Here is a 16194-nt window from a genome sequence, read left to right on the forward strand (position 1 = left end):
GTGATCGCGGAGGTGTGACTGGCGCGGGGTTCGCGGGGGCGGAGGTCGTGCTGGCGGAGCGGGTGTGGCAGCGGTGGCGTGCGGGCCGGTGGCAGGTGCCGCCGGGCAGGCACGAGGTGCTGGTGGGGCGCCCGGCGGGGGAGGCCGCGGAGGTGGAGGTGGTGTGATCGGGCGGGAGCCGGGGCGGTGGTGGCGTGAGGGGCGGTGGCAGGCGCCGCCGGAAAGCGCTTCACCGCCGCGTCCCCCCGTCACCGCGCCGTCGTTTTCCCGCCAGCTTCGCCTCCGCGGCGCTTCTACCGTCGTCGCCGTGGATATTGATCTCTCGCCGGCCCGGCCGGTGCTCCGCGCGCCGGTGGTGGGGTTCCTGACGCTGGCCGCCGCGGTGGGCACCGCGACCCTGTACCCGTTGCAACCCTCGATCGCGGAGGTCGCCGGGTCGCTGGACATCCCGGCGGCCGTCGTCGGCTCGGTGCTCGCCTGCGGGCCGGCCGGGTACCTGGCCGGGCTCGCGGTGCTGGTCCCGCTGGTGGACCGGTTCCCGCCGAGAACGGTGGTGGCCGCGCAGTTCGCCGCGCTCGCCGCCGCCTTGGCGCTGGCCACTGCCGCCGGGTCAGCCGTGCTGCTCGGGCTCGTGCTCGCCGTGATCGGGGCCGGCTCCGCGGTGGGGGCCCAGCTGAGTTCGGTCGCGGGACGCTTCGCCGAGCCGCACCGCCGGGCGACCGTGCTCGGCGTGGTGACGTCCGGGATCTCCGCGGGCATCCTCGCCGGGCGGATCGGTGGTGGCTGGCTGACCGGGATGATCGGCTGGCGCGGCATGCTGCTGGTGTTCGCGCTCGCGTGCGCGATCCTCGCGCTCGCCGCCCGGTGGGCGCTGCCCGCCACGCCCGGCCGCACCGGTTACCTGGCTACGTTGCGCGGGGTGCCGGGGCTGTACCTGAGGTTCCCGGCGTTGCGGCTGGCCGCCGGGCGCGGCGTCCTGTGGTTCTTCGCGTTCTGCGCGGTGTGGGCGGGCATCGCGGTCGCGCTGTCGCAGCCGCCGTTCTCGTACTCGCCGGAACGGATCGGCGCGTACGCGGCAGCCGGGCTGCTCGGCATCGTCGGCACCCGGATCGCCGGGGTGTGGACCGACCGCATCGGCGTGCGGCGGGTCATCCTCATCGGACTGGCGCTCGCCGCCGCGGCTGCGTTGACACTCGGCCTCTGCCTGCCGAACACGCCCCTCACGCTGGTCTGCCTCGGCATGTTCGACGCCGGGCTGTTCGCCGCGCAGGTGGCCAACCAGAGCACCGTGCTCGCACTCGACCCGGCGGCCCCTGCGCGGTTCAACAGCGCCTACATGGTCGTCTACTTCGTCGGCGGCACCCTCGGCACCGCGGCAGGCGCGGCCGCGGTGGGCCGGTTCGGCTGGATGGCAACCGCGGTGGTGAGTGCCGCGGCGATCGTGGCTGCCGCGGGGATCACCGCAGCCAGCCGGGCCGGGGCCGGGTGACGCCCCCGGCGCGGCCGCGGTGGGCCGGTTCGGCTGCACCGCGGCCGCGGTGGCGAGTGCAGTGGGTCACCGGCCGGAGCCCGGTGACAACCCCGGACCCTACAACCCCGCCGCGATCTCCGTGATCGCCCGCAGGGACGCCAGCGACTCCGTCGTCGGGAGGTACTCCAGGCCGAACGGGCCCGCGTAGCCCAGCTCGCGCAGTTCCCGCAGCCGGGCCGCCCAGTCGACCGTTCCCGTGCCCGGTTCCGTGCGGTCCGGCAGGTCTGCGATCTGCACGTGCGACACCACGTCCATCGCACCGGCCAGTTCCCGCGCGGGCTCCTCGCCCATCTGCAGCGAGTGGTACGCGTCGTAGAGCAACGCGAGCCCGGGAGAGCCGACCGCGCGCACCGCGGCAATGCACTCAGCCGTGGTGTCGAACAGGGTGCCGGGGTGGTCGACACGCGTGTTCAGGTTCTCCAGCACGATCGTCACGCCGTGCTCCGCCGCGATGTCCGCGCCCGCCTTCAGCGCTTCGACCACGATGCCGTGCTGCACGGCCCGCTTCATGTACGGCAGCCCGACCCCGGAACCGGTCACGATCCGGGTGCAGCCCAACCGCCGCGCGGCCTCGACGGCGGCGCGGACGTGGCCGGTGAACGCCTCGTGCGTACCGGCGTCGGCGAGGGTGAGGCGTCCTTCGACGAGCATCGTGTGCAGCGTCGAGCCGGTGTCGGAAAGCGCTTTCTCAATGCTGTCGAGGTCCTTGTCGCTGTGCGACCAGATCTCCACGACGCCGTAGCCGTGGTCGGCCGCCGCGCGGATGCGGTCGCCGAGGTCGTCACCGGCCTCGCGGAACAGCAGTTCGACGTTGACGGACAGGGGTAGTGACACGGAATCTCCCATGGCTCAGTTGGTGTGGTCGAACAAACGGCGCGCGTACCAGCCGTTCAGCATCGCGCTGCGGGCCGGGTTGGGGGTCTGCTCGCTTTCGAACACCGCCCAGCCCGACCAGTTCCGCAGCAGTGCGGCGACGGCGGGGAAGTCCACCAGCCCGCCCCGCGTACCGCATTCGTAGAACCAGCGCTCGATCTCCCGTGTGCCGCCTTCCGACAGCATGCTCGCCTCCGCGTGCGGGGCCAGCCGCTCGCCGGTTTCGTCGACGTAGCGGGTGTCCTTGAGGTGCAGGTGGTCCACCCGGTCCAGGTGCCCGGACAGCACCCGCACGGGGTCGAGACCGGCGACGGTCAGCTCGGCGGTGTCCACGGTGAGCCCGACGAGCGCGGGATCGGTGGCCGCGAGCAGCCCGGCGATCACCTTCTCGTCGGCCGCCGCGGACAGGCAGTCCACGTGCAGCGACACCCGCACACCGGATTCCGCCGCCATCGCGCCGACCGCGTTCCACCCGTCCGCCGCGTCACCGAGACGTCCGTCGGTCAGCGCGCCGTGCCCCGGCAGGGCCCGCACGACCAGCCGGTCGGCGCCGGCCTCGGCGAGGAACGCGGCGAACGGCCGCAACGACTCGACGATCGCCGCGTGCTGTGAACTGTCCAGAATGGACCGTCCACGGCTCAGCTCCTCGTCCACCGGCTCGCCGGGATCGACGTAGTACGAGCACACCCGCAGGCCGATTTCCCTTACGACGTCAAGGAACGCGCTCGTGGAACCATACGTGGCGGCGATGGACGACGGACGCCCCAGCGGGTCCCAGCGCCCGGTACCCGCCCGCAGTTCGACACCGGTGAACCCGCACGCGGCGATCACCTTCAGCGCGCGCCGGTGTTGTTCGGGCCGGGTGAAGTCGTCGAAGTTCGGCTTCCACTGGTTGATGGCGTACCCGAGGCGGACGGTCATGCGTAGATCTCCGAAAGGACGTTGCGGGCGTACCACATGGACAGTGCGGTGGCCTCGGCGTAGTCGCCGCCGATGTTGGCCTTGTCGTGCTCGACGGTGATCCAGCCGGTGTAGCCGGTGTCCCGGATCGCCCGCATCAGGCGCGGGAAGTCGACCAGCCCGCCCTCGGTGCCCATTTCGTGGAACCAGCGGTCGGTCTGCGGCGCCATCAGCTCGGCGTCCGGGCTGTGCCGGTATGCCTCGGTCGTGTCGACCTGGCGCGTGTCCTTGAAGTGGAACCCGGAGCAGCGCTCGTGCAGGTCGAGGAACAACGCGACCGGGTCGATCCCGGCGATGCAGTGCTGCGCGGTGTCGCAGAAGAAGCTCACGTACCGCGGGTCGGACCAGTCGTAGAACTTGCGGATGTCGGCCTCGGTGCGGATCGCGCAGAAGAACTCGTGGTGCGCCGTGGTCCGCACGCCGAACTCCGTCAGCGTCATCTCTCCGACGCGGCTCCAGCACTCCGCCGCCGCCTTGATCTTGTCGTCGGTCACCGGCGCGGCCGCGGTGTACAGGCTCGCCGGCATCACGATGAGGTTCTCGATGTCGAGCGCCTGCCACATCCCGAGCATCCGGCGCGTGCTCTCGACGATCTCGTCGTGCGTTTCGCGCACGTGCGGGTCGGCCAGGCGCGGGTCGTACATGATGCCGCGGAACAGGTTCACGATCTTGTCGATGCCGTGGTCGCGCAGGTAGTCCTGGTACTTCGCGACCGAGCCGAACATGCCGCTCAGCGCGAAGACCTGGAAGTCGAACATGTCCAGGCCCTCGAAGCCCACGGCGTTGATCTGCTTGACGAAGTCGTCCATGTGGCGGCGGGCGGAGTACTGCGTCACGGGACCGCGCGGGCTGTCCACCCGCCAGTGGTCCATGTAGCTCCAGCGGAGGCTGGTCATCGTCGATCAACTCCAGAACGTCGGGTGCCTCATTGAAACATAATCAAGATTCTGATTCTAGTCTTTCGGCGGGCAGGGCCAGTGCGCACACGAGCCCGAGGGCGAAACACCCCGCGGTCGCCGTGAACACCGGCGCGTAGGACCCGCCCGCCGCCCGGGCGACCAGCGCGCCCAGCACGGCGGCGCCGACGGTCACCCCCGTCTCCCGCACGAAGGCCAGCCCCGCCGTGACGGCGCCGGCCACCCGTGCCCCGCCCGCGTCCTGCGCCACCACGACGAGGAGCTGCATGAACGACCCGGTGCCGAGCCCCAGCAGTGCCAGCAGCGCCGCGACGACCGGCAGCGGTGCCCCGTCCAGCAACGCCAGCGCGGCCGCCGCGCCGCCGGACAACGCACAGCCCGCGATGGGGAACGGGCGCCAGGAACCCCAGCGGCGCACGGCGAAACCGGACGCGTTGACCCCGGCGACGATCCCCGCGGTGATCGGCAGCAGCAGGAGCCCGGAGGTCGTCGCCGACGTGTCGTACACCTCCTGCACCCACGTCGGCACGTACGCCAGCACGCCGAACAGGCCCATGCCGCCCAGCAGCGCCAGCAGGCAGCACAGCAGCACCGTGCGGTCCCGCAACAGCCCCACCGGGAGGACCGGGTTCGCCGCCCTGCGCTCCCAGCCGAGCGCGACGGCGGCGGCCACCACGGTGAGCGCCGTTCCCGTTGTGGTGGCGGGGTTCCAGCCGGTTTCGGCGACCGCCGTGGTGACCAGGACGAGCCCGGTGGCCGCCGCGGCGAGCAGGACGGCGCCGGTCGTGTCGAACCGCGTGCGCTCGTCCCGCCCGTGATCGGCCGGGACGGCGGTGAGCACGAGCGCGGCCGCCGCGGCCCCGAGCGGCAGGTTGAGCCAGAAGATCCAGCGCCAGGACGTGGCGTCGGTGAGCCAGCCGCCGAGGAGCGGGCCGGCGACCGTGGCGACGGCGTACACGGCGCCGAGCGGACCGAGGAACGCGGCGCGTTCACGCGCGGGCACGGCACCGGCCACCACGGCCTGCGGCAGCACCAGCAGGCCGGCGCCGCCGAGGCCCTGCACCAGCCGGGCCGCGGCCAGGAAGCCGACGTCGCCGGCGAACCCGCAGGCGGTGGAGGCGGCGACGAACACGGCGATCGAGCAGACCAGCACGCGGCGGTGGCCGAACCGGTCGCCGAGCGCCCCGGCGGCGGGCATCGCGGCCGTCAGCGCCAGCGCGTAGGCGGTGACGATCCACGAGACGCGGGACGGCGCGCCCAGTTCGGCGACGATCTCGGGCAGTGCGGTGGCGACGATCGTCTGGTCGAGCGCGCCGAGCGCGGTGACGAGGACGAGGCACGCGAACAGCGCGCGGCGCCCGGTTGCGGTGGCAGGCAACGGGGTTCTCCCTGGGGCGACGGCGGCGACCGGGCGCGGGGAGGGGTCGGCTCCCCGACGGGCGGCTCGCGGGCGCACCCCGCCGTCGGCGCGATTATGCACCACGCCCGAAGCGCCCAGGACCGCTCGACGGCGGGTTCTCGCAGGTCAGGGCGGCGGCATCGCTTTCGTCAATAAGCAGAATCCGAACTATGAATTTCCTTTATCCTGGTGCCGTGCCGCATCGTGGTCGGTGTCTTCCCCGGCGCCACGACGGCGCCGTGTGCGCAAAGGAGCGGCACTGTGGACATCACCAGCGACGTCACCCCGCGGGTGGCGCCCGGACGCGCGGTCCGGCTCGGATGGCGGGAAAAGCTCGGGTACGGAGCCGGCGACCTCGCCTCGAACCTCTCCTGGAACCTCGTCGGCGGGTTCCTGCTCTACTACTACACCGACGTGGCCGTCGTGCCCGTCGCCGCGCTCGGCACCCTGTTCCTCGTCGCCCGCCTGCTGGACGCGGTGGTCGACCCGGCGATCGGCGTCCTGGTCGACCGGACGCGCTCCCGCTGGGGCAAGGCGCGGCCCTACCTGATCTTCGCGTCGATCCCGTTCGGCGCGCTCGGCGTGCTCACCTTCACCGTCCCCGACATCGGCGACACCGGGAAGCTGATCTACGCGTTCCTCACGTACCTGACCCTCGGCCTGCTGTTCTCGATGGTCAACGTGCCCTACAGCTCGCTGCTGCCGATGATGACGCGCGATTCGCAGGAACGCATGCAGATGGGCGGGCTGCGGGCGATCGGCAGCTCGGTCGGCTCGATCATCGTCACCGCGGGCACCACGCCGTTCGTGGCCCTGCTCGGCGGCGGGAACGAGCAGCGCGGCTGGACGATCGCGACGCTGATCTTCAGCGTGCTGTCCGTCGGGTTCTTCGTGTTCACCTTCCTGGTGTGCAAGGAGCGGTACGCACTGCCGCCGGAGAGCGACTCGCTGCGGCCGCGCGACGCGTTCCGCACCCTGTGGGGCAACCGGGTCTGGAAGCTCACCTTCGTCTACGGCGTGCTGAACTTCGTGCGGCTGGGCATGGTGCTCGCGGTGACCGTCTACTTCGCACTCGCGGTGCTGCACGCGCCGTGGGCGATCTCGGTGCTGCTGCCGCTGGTGTCCGGCGCGATGATCGTCGGCGGGTTCGTCGCCCCGGCCTACTACCGCCGCTTCGGCAAGCGGCGCGGCAACATCCAGGCGCTCGGTGTCGGCTTCGTGTTCTGGGCCGCGATGATCCCGCTCGAGAGCACCTTCCCGGCGTTCCTGACCTGCTACATCCTCGGCACGCTGGCGATCAACCTATCGATGGTCTCGATGTTCACGATGGTCGCGGACACCGTCGAGTACCAGCAGTGGCGGTTCGGCACGCGCAACGAGGGGCTGCTGTCCTCGGGCATCAGCTTCGCCACCAAGGTCGGGTCGGCGATCGGGTCCGCCGCGGTCGCCTACGGCCTCGGCCTGGCCGGGTACACGCCCGGCGAGGCCTCCGGCTCGGCGCTGACCGCGATCCGGGTCATGTTCTACGGCGCCCCGCTGCTGCTGATCGCGTTGCAGGCCCTGACGATGGCGTTCTGGGACCTCGACGGCAAGCACGAGCGGATGGCGGAGGAGATCGACCGCGCGACCCGCGCGAAGGAGGAAGGCTGACGTGAACCCGTTCGACGGCACCGAGTTCCGGCGCGCGCTGAGCCACTACCCGACCGGCGTCTGCGTCATCACCGCGGGCACCGGGGCCGCGATGGTGGTCGGCACGTTCACCTCGGTGTCGCTGGACCCGCCGCTGGTGGGGTTCCTGCCCGACCGGTCCAGCACGTCGTGGCCCCGGATCCGCGAAACCGGCCGTTTCTGCGCCAACGTGCTCGCGGCCGGGAACGAGCGGCTGTGCCGGGACTTCGTCGAGAAGGTGCCGGACCGCTTCGCCGTGCACGGCCTGCCCGGTCCGGCGCCGTACGGGCCCCGGCTGGCCGGCACGGTCCTGCGGGTCGGCTGCGACATCGAGGCGGTGCGGCCCGCGGGCGACCACGAGCTGGTGCTGGGCCGGGTGCGGGCGCTGGAGGTCGAGCCGGACGCGGGGGAGCCGATGGTGTTCCTGCGCGGCCGGTACGCCGCGGCAGCGGTGCCGGCGTGATCCCGGTGTCGCCCGGAGCGGCCGCCGTGCCGTACGGTCGGCCCGTGGAGAGCGTCAACGCCCGGGTCAGGGAGCCCAAGCAGGAGCGCAGCAGGCTGTCGTTCGACAAGGCGCTGGACGCGGTCGTCGCGCTGCTGGTGGAGCGCCGCTCGGATGCCTTCACCCTGGCCGACGTCGCGCAGCGCGCCGGGGTGTCCACCGGCTCGATCTACGGCCGGGTGAGCAGCAAGGACGACCTGATCCGCGCCGCGCACGTCCGTGAGATGGCGCGGATCGGCGAGGAGCAGCGCGCGGCGTTCGCCGGACCGGCCCCGGAGGGGGAGACGTTCGGCGAGGCGGTCGAGCGGGTCCTCGGCACGGCGGCGGAGCTGTTGCGCCGCAACGCGCCGGTGCTCGGCCCGTTCATGCTGCTGGCCAACACCGACGCGCAGATCGCCGAGCTGGGCGGCGCGGCGCACGCCGAGCTGCGGGACGCGTTCGTCGCAGCGCTCGCCGAGCGGGAGGACGAGATCCGCCACCCCGACCCGCACCGGGCGCTGGAGTGGAGCTTCACCGTCGTCTACAGCGTGCTCGCCCGCTGGCTCGCGCTGGGCAGCACCCAGCAGGCGTCCGGCGAGGGGGAGTGGTCGGAGATCCTGGTCGACCTCGCGCGGATGGTCCTGGCGTTCCTGACCCAGCCCGAGCCGCCGCGGAAACGCCGTCGGCGCTGAGGGTTTCCGCCCGGGGAGCCCTGGCTTTTCTGCGCCGGGAAAACTAGAATTATAATGTTGAATCTGAAGTGAGGGTGGTATGAGCTGTCCCTTCACCGATCCCCGCGCGTTGTTCGGCGACCTGGCGGCGGCTCGTGCGCGGCCCGGCCTGACCTGGAGCGAGTCGCTGGGGCGGTACGTCGTGTCGCGCTACGAAGACATCGTCGAGGCCCTGCAGCGGCCGGAGGTGTTCTCCTCCAGGCCGGTCGTGCCCGAACTGCCTTCGCCGTGGCGGGACCGGTTCGCCGGACGGGTGCCGGACCGGGGCACGTTGCTGGGGCACGACAACCCCGACCACGACCGGTTGCGGAGCGCGGTCAACACGTTCTTCATGCCGAGGCGCCTGGCCCGGTTCGAACCCTGGATCGAGCGGACCGCACACTCGCTGATCGACGAGTTCACCGACCGCGGCGAGATCGACCTCAAACGCCACTTCGCCCTGCCGCTGCCGCTGCGGACCATCGCGCACGTCGTCGGTCTCGACACCGCCAAGGCCGGCTGGATCGGCTTCGCACTGGCCTTCTTCCTCGGCCCGAAGGACACCCACTACCAGGCCTCACCCGAGGAGAAGGCGGAGGCGCTGCTGGAGCTGCACGACCACCTCCGCGAGGTGATGGCCGACCGCCGGCGCGACCGCCGCGACGACCTGATCAGCCACATCTGGAACGTGCGCGACAGCGGCGAGGTCGAGATGACCGACTTCGAGATGCTGTCGATGTTCCCCGGCCTGATGCTGGCCGGGCACGAGACCTCGTCGAACCTGCTGTGCATGGGGCTGGCCCACCTCCTTTCGCGCGACGGTGCGTACGAGGCCGCCCAGTACGACCACGCCAGCCGGGCCAGGGCACTGGAGGAGCTGCTGCGGTACGAGTCGGCGATCACGGGCATGCCGCGCCTGGTCACCCGCGACACGGAGCTGGGTGGCACCCGGCTGCGGGCGGGTGAGGAGGTGTTCCTGGCCTACGCCTCGGGGAGCCGGGACGCCGCCGTGTTCGACGACCCGGACGGGATCGTGCTCGACCGCGGGTTCGAGCGACCGCACCTGGGGTTCGGCCAGGGCGTCCACGCCTGCCTCGGTGCGCCGCTGGCGAGGCTGCTGCTCAGGACCGAGTTGCGCGTGATCCACGAGCGGCTTCCCGGGCTCCGCCTCGCGAAGCCGTACGCCGAGCGGGAGTACGGTCCCGTCGGCGAAGCACGGGGAGTACCGGAGCTGCTGGTGCGGTGGGATCCCGGCCGGCGGCGGCCACCGGTGCGCGCGCGGCAGGACATCCCCGCCGTGGTGGCCGCGAAGTCCGTGGTCGCCGAGGGCGTGGTCGAGGTGGAGTTCACCCCGCTGGACGGTCGTTTCCCGGCGTGGGCGCCCGGAGCGCACATCGACGTCCGCTTCGCGCCGGGGCTCATACGCCAGTATTCGCTGTGCGGTGATCCGGGTGAACACGACCGGTGGCGCGTGGCGATCCGGCGCGAGGTGGACGGCCGGGGTGGCTCCGTCCACGCGCACGACCGGCTGGCGGTGGGGGACGAGGTGACACTGGCCGGGCCACGCAACAACTTCGCGCTCGTCCCGGCGCCGGAGTACCTGTTCGTCGCGGGAGGCATCGGGATCACGCCGCTGCTCCCGATGATGGCGCGGGCCGCGGCGCCCTGGCGGACCGTCTACTTGGGACGGACCGAGCGGAGCATGCCCTACCGCGAGCTCGTCCGGAGCCTCGGGCACGCGACCATCTGGCCTTCCGATCGCGGCCGCTTCGACCTCGACGCGCTCCTCGCCTCGGCGAAGCCGGGCACGGCGGTGTACTGCTGCGGGCCGGAGCGGTTGCTGGCCGCGGTGGAGGAGCTGTGCGACCGGCGTGCACTGGCGCTGCACGTCGAGCGGTTCGCGCCGAAGCCGCAGGAGCCCGGCGACAGTACGGAGTTCGAGGTCGTCCTCGCGGCGAGCGGGCGCACCGTCCACGTCGGGGCGGAGGAGCCGGTGCTGGACGCGCTGAACCGGGCCGGTGCCCAGGTGCCGTCCACCTGTCGCGAGGGCACGTGCGGCACGTGTGAAGTGCGGGTGCTCAGTGGCACGCCGGACCACCGGGACTCGGTGCTCACCCCCGCCGAGCGGGCGGCCGGGAAGTACCTGATGCCGTGCGTGTCGCGCTCCCTGACGCCTTCGCTGGTACTCGACCTGTAGCGCGAGCCCTGGCTTTTCCGCGCCCGTAAACCTTGAATCATCATGTTGAATCCGAAGTGGAGGATCCCGTGAGCGCACTGCCCGACCGCCCGCGCCGCGGCGTGAGCCTGTACTCCTTCCAGGAGGAGTACTTCCTGCGCACCATGTCCGTCGAGGACTGCGTCGCCGCCTCTGCGGCCATGGGTGCCAAGGGGATCGAGATCATCCCCGAGCAGTCCATCCCTGGCTACCCGGTGCTCACCGACGAGTTCGTGGCGCGGTGGCACGGCTGGATGGAGACCTACGGGACGACGCCGGTCGCCACCAACGCCTTCCTCGACACGAAGCTGCACCCCGACCGCTGGCTCACGCTCGAGGAGCAGGTCGCCTCGGTGCGGCGGGACATCGACATCGCCGTCCGGCTCGGCGCCGGCATCGTCAAGGCCACCATCAACTTCTCACCCGAGGTGATGGCGGCCGCCGGGCCCTACGCCGAGGAGCAGGGTGTGCGGCTGCTGCTGGAGGTGCACGCGCCGTTCCACTTCCGGCACCCGTGGATCCTCGAACACCTCGAAGTGATGCACCGCTTCGGCCCGCACGTGCTCGGCCTGATGCCGGACATGGGCGTGCACGTGCGGCGGTTCCCGCGCGTGGTCAGCGAACGCGCCCTGCGTGACGGCGCGAAGCCCGAGCTCGTCGACTACATCGTGCGGACCTACGACGACCACGGTGACACGCGCGCGCTGATGGACATCGTCAACTACCGCGGCGGCGGGCCCGTCGAGTTCGGCCTGGCGCGCCAGGCCACCCACTACATCTGGACCGAGCCGAAGGACATGGTCGAGCACCTGCCCTACATCGGGCACGTGCAGGCGAAGTTCTACGAGATGACCGAGGACGGCGAGGAGTACAGCATCCCCTACGACGAGATCGTGCCGGTGCTCGCCGACGGCGGTTTCACCGGGTACCTGTCCAGCGAGTACGAGGGCAACCGGCACATCCAGGACGCCTTCGCAGTCGACAGCGTCGAGCAGGTGCGCCGCCAGCAGGACATGCTGGCGCGGCTGCTCGGCGAGTGAGGAGAACCCCGATGTTCGACCAGTACATCGTGTGCGGGCTGCGGGCCCGCGGCCGGACCGGCGGCGAGGTGGAGGTGCGGATGCCCTACTACCGCGGGCTTTTCCTGTCCATGGTGGAGGCCGTCGACCTGGTGCTCGACGGCGTCCCCGTGCCGCCGGAGCGCACCACGTTCACCGTGCACGGCAACACCTACACCTTCGCCGAGCTGCCCGGGGTCACCGGCGACCGGTGGGAGATGGGGGAGCGGGCCGTGCTGGGCTTCGACACCGGCGAACCGCTCGCCCCCGGGGAGCACGACGTGGCCGTCTCGGTGCGGCTGCGGATCTCCTACATGCCGGTGCCCGGCGGCGGGCGCGACCGCAAGCGGCTGGTGGCGGCATGAGCCGCACCTTTCCGTCCACTGTGGACGTCGCGGTCGTCGGCAGCGGGCCGTGTGGCGCCGCCTATGCGCGGATCCTGTCCGAGAAGCGACCGGATCTGCGGCTGTCCACGTTCGAGGCCGGGCCGTTGCTGGCCGACCCGCCGGGCGTGCACGTGAAGAACATCGAGGACCCGGCCGCGCGGGAACGGGCGCAGCGGCGGTCGGAGGGACCGGGCGGGTCGCCGCGCGGGCGCCCGGGCACGTTCCTCCTGGAGAACGACGCGCTGCCCGCCGCGGCCATGTCCAGCAACGTCGGCGGGATGGGCGCGCACTGGACGGCGGCCTGCCCGCGCCCCGGCGACAGCGAGCGCATCGGGTTCCTGCCCGGCCTCGACGAACTGCTCGACGAGGCGGAACGGCTGCTCGGCGTGTCCGCGCACGCCTTCGACGACGCGCCCTTCGCCGCGGAAGTCCGCAAGCGGCTGGCCGCCGAGTTCGACTCCGGCCGCGCCGAGGACCGCCGGGTGCGGCCGATGCCGCTGGCGGTGCGGTGCGAGCCCGACGGCTCGCTGATCTGGTCCGGAGCCGACGTCGTGTTCGGCGAGGCCACCCGGCGCAACGAGCGGCACACGCTGTTCCCCGAGGCGCTCGTGACCCGAGTGCTCGTCGAGGACGGGCGCGCGACCGGTGTCCTGGTGCGCGACCTGCGGGACGGCGGGGAGCACGAGGTGCGTGCCAGGCGGGTCGTGGTCGCGGCCGACGCGCTGCGCACGCCGCAGCTGCTGTGGGCCTCCGGGGTGCGGCCGCCCGCGCTCGGTCGTTACCTGAATGATCAACCGCAGGTCGTTTTCGCGGTACGGTTGCGGGACGTCGGGCCCGCGGGGACCGATCCACGCGGGAGGTCGAAGATCGTGCGGCAGAGCGGGGTGAGCTGGGTGCCGTTCACCGACACCGAGCCCTGCCACGGGCAGGTGATGCAGCTCGACGCGTCCCCCGTGCCCCTGGCGCCGGACGACGTGCCCGCGCCCGGCTCGATCGTCGGGCTCGGCTGGTTCTGCGCCAAGGACGTGCGGCCCGAGGACCGGGTCACGTTCGACGACGAGGCCCGCGACGGCTACGGGATGCCCGCGATGCGCATCCACTACCGGCTCACCGCGCGGGACGAAGCCGCGCTGGACGCCGCCCGCGCGGCCGTCCGCCGGGCCGCCGCCGCGCTCGGCACCCCGCTGGACGACGAGCCGATCACGCTCCCGCCCGGCGCGTCCCTGCACTACCAGGGCACGGTGCGGATGGGCGCCGCCGACGACGGAACCTCGGTGTGCGGCCCGGATTCGCGGGTGTGGGGCGTCGAGGGCCTGCACGTGGCGGGCAACGGCGTCATCCCCACCGCGACCGCCTGCAACCCGACCCTGACCTCGGTGGCGCTGGCCGTCGCCGGGGCCAGGGCGATCGCGGAAGAGGTCTGATGGACGTGGAGAAGATCGCGACGGTCGTGCCCGTCGCCGACCTGCCCGCCGCGGTGGGCACGTGGTCGCGCCTGCTGGGCGCGGAACCGGCGTTCGTCGACGGCGACCGCTGGGCGCAGTTCGACGTGGCCGGCGCGCGGGTCGCGCTGGCCGGGACCGACAGCGTCACCCGGCACCCGGCGCTGCTGCTGCGGGTCGCCGATGTGGCGGCGGCCCGCGCGGAAGCCGTGTCGGCGGGCCTCGAAGCCGGGCCGGTGGAGACCGGGCCGCACGAGCTGCGCTGTCTGGTGTGGACGGACGACGGCACGGAAATCGTGCTGCACAGCCGAGTTTGACGATGGGAGAAGCCACCGTGACCCGACCGATCACCCTGTTCACCGGCCAGTGGGCGGACCTGCCGCTGGAGGAGGTCGCGCGGCTGGCGTCCTCCTGGGGCTACGACGGCCTGGAGATCGCCTGCTGGGGCGACCACCTGGACCCGAACCGGGGTGCGGTCGACGACGCGTACCTCGACGAAAAGCGGGCCCTGCTGGACAAGTACGGGTTGCGGGTGTTCGCGATCTCCAACCACCTCAAGGGCCAGGCGGTCTGCGACGACCCGATCGACGAGCGCCACCGCGCGATGCTGCCCGCCTCGATCTGGGGTGACGGCGAACCCGAAGGCGTCCGGCAGCGGGCCGCCGAGGAGATGAAGAACACCGCGCGCACCGCCGCCCGCCTCGGCGTCGACACGGTGGTCGGGTTCACCGGCTCGGCGATCTGGAAGTACGTGGCCATGTTCCCGCCGGTGCCGGGGAACCTCATCGACGCGGGGTACGAGGACTTCGCCGCCCGCTGGAACCCGATCCTCGACGTGTTCGACGAAGTGGGCGTGCGCTTCGCCCACGAGGTGCACCCGTCCGAGATCGCCTACGACTACTGGACGACCAAGCGGGCGCTGGAGGCGATCGGCCACCGCGAGGCGTTCGGCCTGAACTGGGACCCCAGCCACATGATGTGGCAGGACACCGATCCGGTCGGGTTCATCCTCGACTTCGCCGACCGCATCTACCACGTGGACTGCAAGGACGTGAAGCTGGCGGTCGGCGACGGCCGCAACGGGCGGCTCGGCTCGCACCTCGGCTGGGGGGATCCGCGCCGCGGCTGGGATTTCGTGTCCACCGGGCACGGGGACGTGCCGTGGGAGCGGTGTTTCCGCGCGCTCAACGCCATCGGCTACTCGGGGCCGATCTCGATCGAATGGGAGGACGCCGGCATGGACCGGCTCGTCGGTGCCCCCGACGCGCTCGAATTCGTGCGGTCGCGGCTGTTCGACCCGCCGGCCGCGTCCTTCGACGCCGCCTTCGGGGAGAAGCAGGTATGAGCGAAGTGTTGCGGGTCGCCATGATCGGTCACGGCTTCATGGGGGCGGCCCACTCCCAGGCGTGGCGGAACGCGCCACGGTTCTTCGACCTGCCGCGACCGGTCTCGATGGACGTCGTCGTCGGCCGGGACGCCGAGCGCGCGCGGGAAGCCGCGGCGCGGTACGGCTGGGCGTCGAGCGCGAGCGACTGGCGGGAGGTCGTCGCCAGGGACGACATCGACCTGGTGGACATCTGCACCCCCGGTTCGTCGCACGCCGAGATCGCGGTCGCGGCGCTCGCGGCCGGCAAGCACGTGCTGTGTGAAAAGCCCTTGGCGAACACGGTTTCCGAGGCGGTCGCGATGGCGGACGCGGCGGAGGAGGCCGCGCGGCGCGGGGTCTTCGCGATGACCGGCTTCACCTACCGCCGCGTGCCCGCGATCACCCTCGCGGCCGACCTCGTCCGGCGGGGCGAGATCGGTGAGGTGCGGCAGGCGCGGGCGCAGTACCTGCAGGACTGGCTCAGCGATGCCGAAGCGCCCCTCACTTGGCGGCTCCAGCGCGACGAGGCGGGTTCGGGCGCGCTCGGCGACATCGGCGCGCACATCGTGGACGCGGTGCAGTTCGTGACGGGCCAGACGGTCACGACCGTCAGCGGCACGACGCGGACCTTCGTCGCGGAGCGGCCGTTGCCTTCGGGCGGCCGTGGCGAGGTTTCCGTGGATGACGCGGCGTTGTTCACGGGGAAGCTCAGTGGCGGTGGCCTGGCGACCTTCGAGGCGAGCCGGATGGCGTCCGGGCGCAAGAACGCGCTGCGGTTCGAGATCAGCGGCACGGCGGGCGCGATCGCGTTCGACCTGGAGGACCTGAACACGCTGCAGGTCTTCCGCTTCGCCGACGGGGAGACGGCCGGCTTCCGGCGGGTTCTCGTGACGGAGCCGGGCCACCCGTACGTCGCGGCGTGGTGGCCGCCGGGGCACCTGCTCGGCTACGAGCACGGCTTCACGCACCAGGTCGTGGATCTGGTGCGGGGCATCGAAAAGGGCGAACAACCGCGCCCCTCCTTCGGCGACGGGCTGTGGGTGCAACGCGTTCTGGCCGCCGTGGAACGCAGCGCCGCGGACGATACCCGGTGGACGTCGGTGGCTGAGAGTCGCTAGCCGACGAGCAGGCTGTCGAGGTTGAGCCCGGCGGGCAGGGCTTGGCGGCGGTCGGTGGGCACGGCCTTCG

At 72.1% G+C, this 16194-nt stretch carries 16 protein-coding genes; 12 read left to right on the top strand and 4 right to left on the bottom strand.

Annotated features, from left to right (window positions below):
- Positions 1-14: 14 nt before the first annotated feature.
- Positions 15-167 (top strand): hypothetical protein, encoded by a 153-nt coding sequence (locus BMZ92_RS37340; protein ID WP_177228641.1) that lies wholly within the window; start codon positions 15-17, stop codon positions 165-167.
- Between the two features lie 140 nt (positions 168-307).
- Positions 308-1489: an MFS transporter gene (locus BMZ92_RS11220; protein WP_245783001.1), complete on the top strand. Its 1182-nt coding sequence runs from the start codon at positions 308-310 to the stop codon at positions 1487-1489.
- Positions 1490-1588: 99 nt separating this feature from the next.
- Here BMZ92_RS11220 and BMZ92_RS11225 read toward each other — a convergent pair whose 3' ends face one another.
- The 4 genes from BMZ92_RS11225 to BMZ92_RS11240 are packed head-to-tail and all read right to left on the bottom strand — an operon-like array spanning position 1589 to position 5659.
- Positions 1589-2377: a TIM barrel protein gene (locus BMZ92_RS11225; protein WP_091505915.1), complete on the bottom strand. Its 789-nt coding sequence runs from the start codon at positions 2375-2377 to the stop codon at positions 1589-1591.
- 3 nt (positions 2378-2380) lie between these two features.
- Complete coding sequence (locus BMZ92_RS11230; RefSeq protein ID WP_091505917.1) at positions 2381-3325, bottom strand: sugar phosphate isomerase/epimerase family protein; 945 nt, start codon at positions 3323-3325, stop codon at positions 2381-2383.
- A complete protein-coding gene (locus BMZ92_RS11235; RefSeq protein WP_091505918.1) occupies positions 3322-4260 on the bottom strand; it encodes a sugar phosphate isomerase/epimerase family protein in 939 nt (312 codons plus the stop codon). The genes BMZ92_RS11230 and BMZ92_RS11235 overlap by 4 nt, the downstream gene beginning before the upstream one ends.
- A gap of 43 nt (positions 4261-4303) precedes the next feature.
- A complete protein-coding gene (locus BMZ92_RS11240) occupies positions 4304-5659 on the bottom strand; it encodes an MFS transporter (protein ID WP_177228642.1) in 1356 nt (451 codons plus the stop codon).
- Positions 5660-5941: 282 nt separating this feature from the next.
- Between BMZ92_RS11240 and BMZ92_RS11245 the strand changes: the two genes are divergently transcribed.
- The 10 genes from BMZ92_RS11245 (at position 5942) to BMZ92_RS11290 (ending at position 16124) form a co-directional block, all read left to right on the top strand.
- A complete protein-coding gene (locus tag BMZ92_RS11245) occupies positions 5942-7330 on the top strand; it encodes an MFS transporter (RefSeq protein ID WP_177228643.1) in 1389 nt (462 codons plus the stop codon).
- A 1-nt stretch (position 7331) separates the two neighbouring features.
- A complete protein-coding gene (locus BMZ92_RS11250; protein ID WP_091505923.1) occupies positions 7332-7811 on the top strand; it encodes a flavin reductase family protein in 480 nt (159 codons plus the stop codon).
- A 44-nt stretch (positions 7812-7855) separates the two neighbouring features.
- A complete protein-coding gene (locus tag BMZ92_RS11255; RefSeq protein WP_245783002.1) occupies positions 7856-8521 on the top strand; it encodes a TetR/AcrR family transcriptional regulator in 666 nt (221 codons plus the stop codon).
- A 79-nt stretch (positions 8522-8600) separates the two neighbouring features.
- Entirely contained in the window at positions 8601-10736 is a 2136-nt protein-coding gene (locus BMZ92_RS11260; RefSeq protein WP_245783003.1) for a cytochrome P450/oxidoreductase, read from the top strand.
- Positions 10737-10804: 68 nt separating this feature from the next.
- Positions 10805-11794 (top strand): sugar phosphate isomerase/epimerase family protein, encoded by a 990-nt coding sequence (locus BMZ92_RS11265; RefSeq protein ID WP_091505926.1) that lies wholly within the window; start codon positions 10805-10807, stop codon positions 11792-11794.
- Between the two features lie 11 nt (positions 11795-11805).
- On the top strand, positions 11806-12177 hold the full coding sequence (locus BMZ92_RS11270) for a C-glycoside deglycosidase beta subunit domain-containing protein (RefSeq protein WP_091505929.1): 372 nt from the start codon (positions 11806-11808) through the stop codon (positions 12175-12177).
- Complete coding sequence (locus BMZ92_RS11275) at positions 12174-13622, top strand: GMC oxidoreductase (protein ID WP_091505932.1); 1449 nt, start codon at positions 12174-12176, stop codon at positions 13620-13622. Before BMZ92_RS11270 ends, BMZ92_RS11275 begins: the two co-directional genes overlap by 4 nt.
- Positions 13622-13957, top strand: a complete 336-nt coding sequence (locus tag BMZ92_RS11280) for a hypothetical protein (protein WP_091505935.1) — start codon at positions 13622-13624, stop codon at positions 13955-13957. The genes BMZ92_RS11275 and BMZ92_RS11280 overlap by 1 nt, the downstream gene beginning before the upstream one ends.
- A gap of 17 nt (positions 13958-13974) precedes the next feature.
- A complete protein-coding gene (locus BMZ92_RS11285; protein WP_091506212.1) occupies positions 13975-14985 on the top strand; it encodes a sugar phosphate isomerase/epimerase family protein in 1011 nt (336 codons plus the stop codon).
- A complete protein-coding gene (locus BMZ92_RS11290; protein ID WP_091505937.1) occupies positions 14982-16124 on the top strand; it encodes a Gfo/Idh/MocA family protein in 1143 nt (380 codons plus the stop codon). The genes BMZ92_RS11285 and BMZ92_RS11290 overlap by 4 nt, the downstream gene beginning before the upstream one ends.
- The last annotated feature ends 70 nt before the right edge of the window (positions 16125-16194 follow it).

Source organism: Amycolatopsis sacchari (assembly GCF_900114035.1).
GTDB classification, from domain to species: Bacteria; Actinomycetota; Actinomycetes; order Mycobacteriales; family Pseudonocardiaceae; genus Amycolatopsis_E; species Amycolatopsis_E sacchari.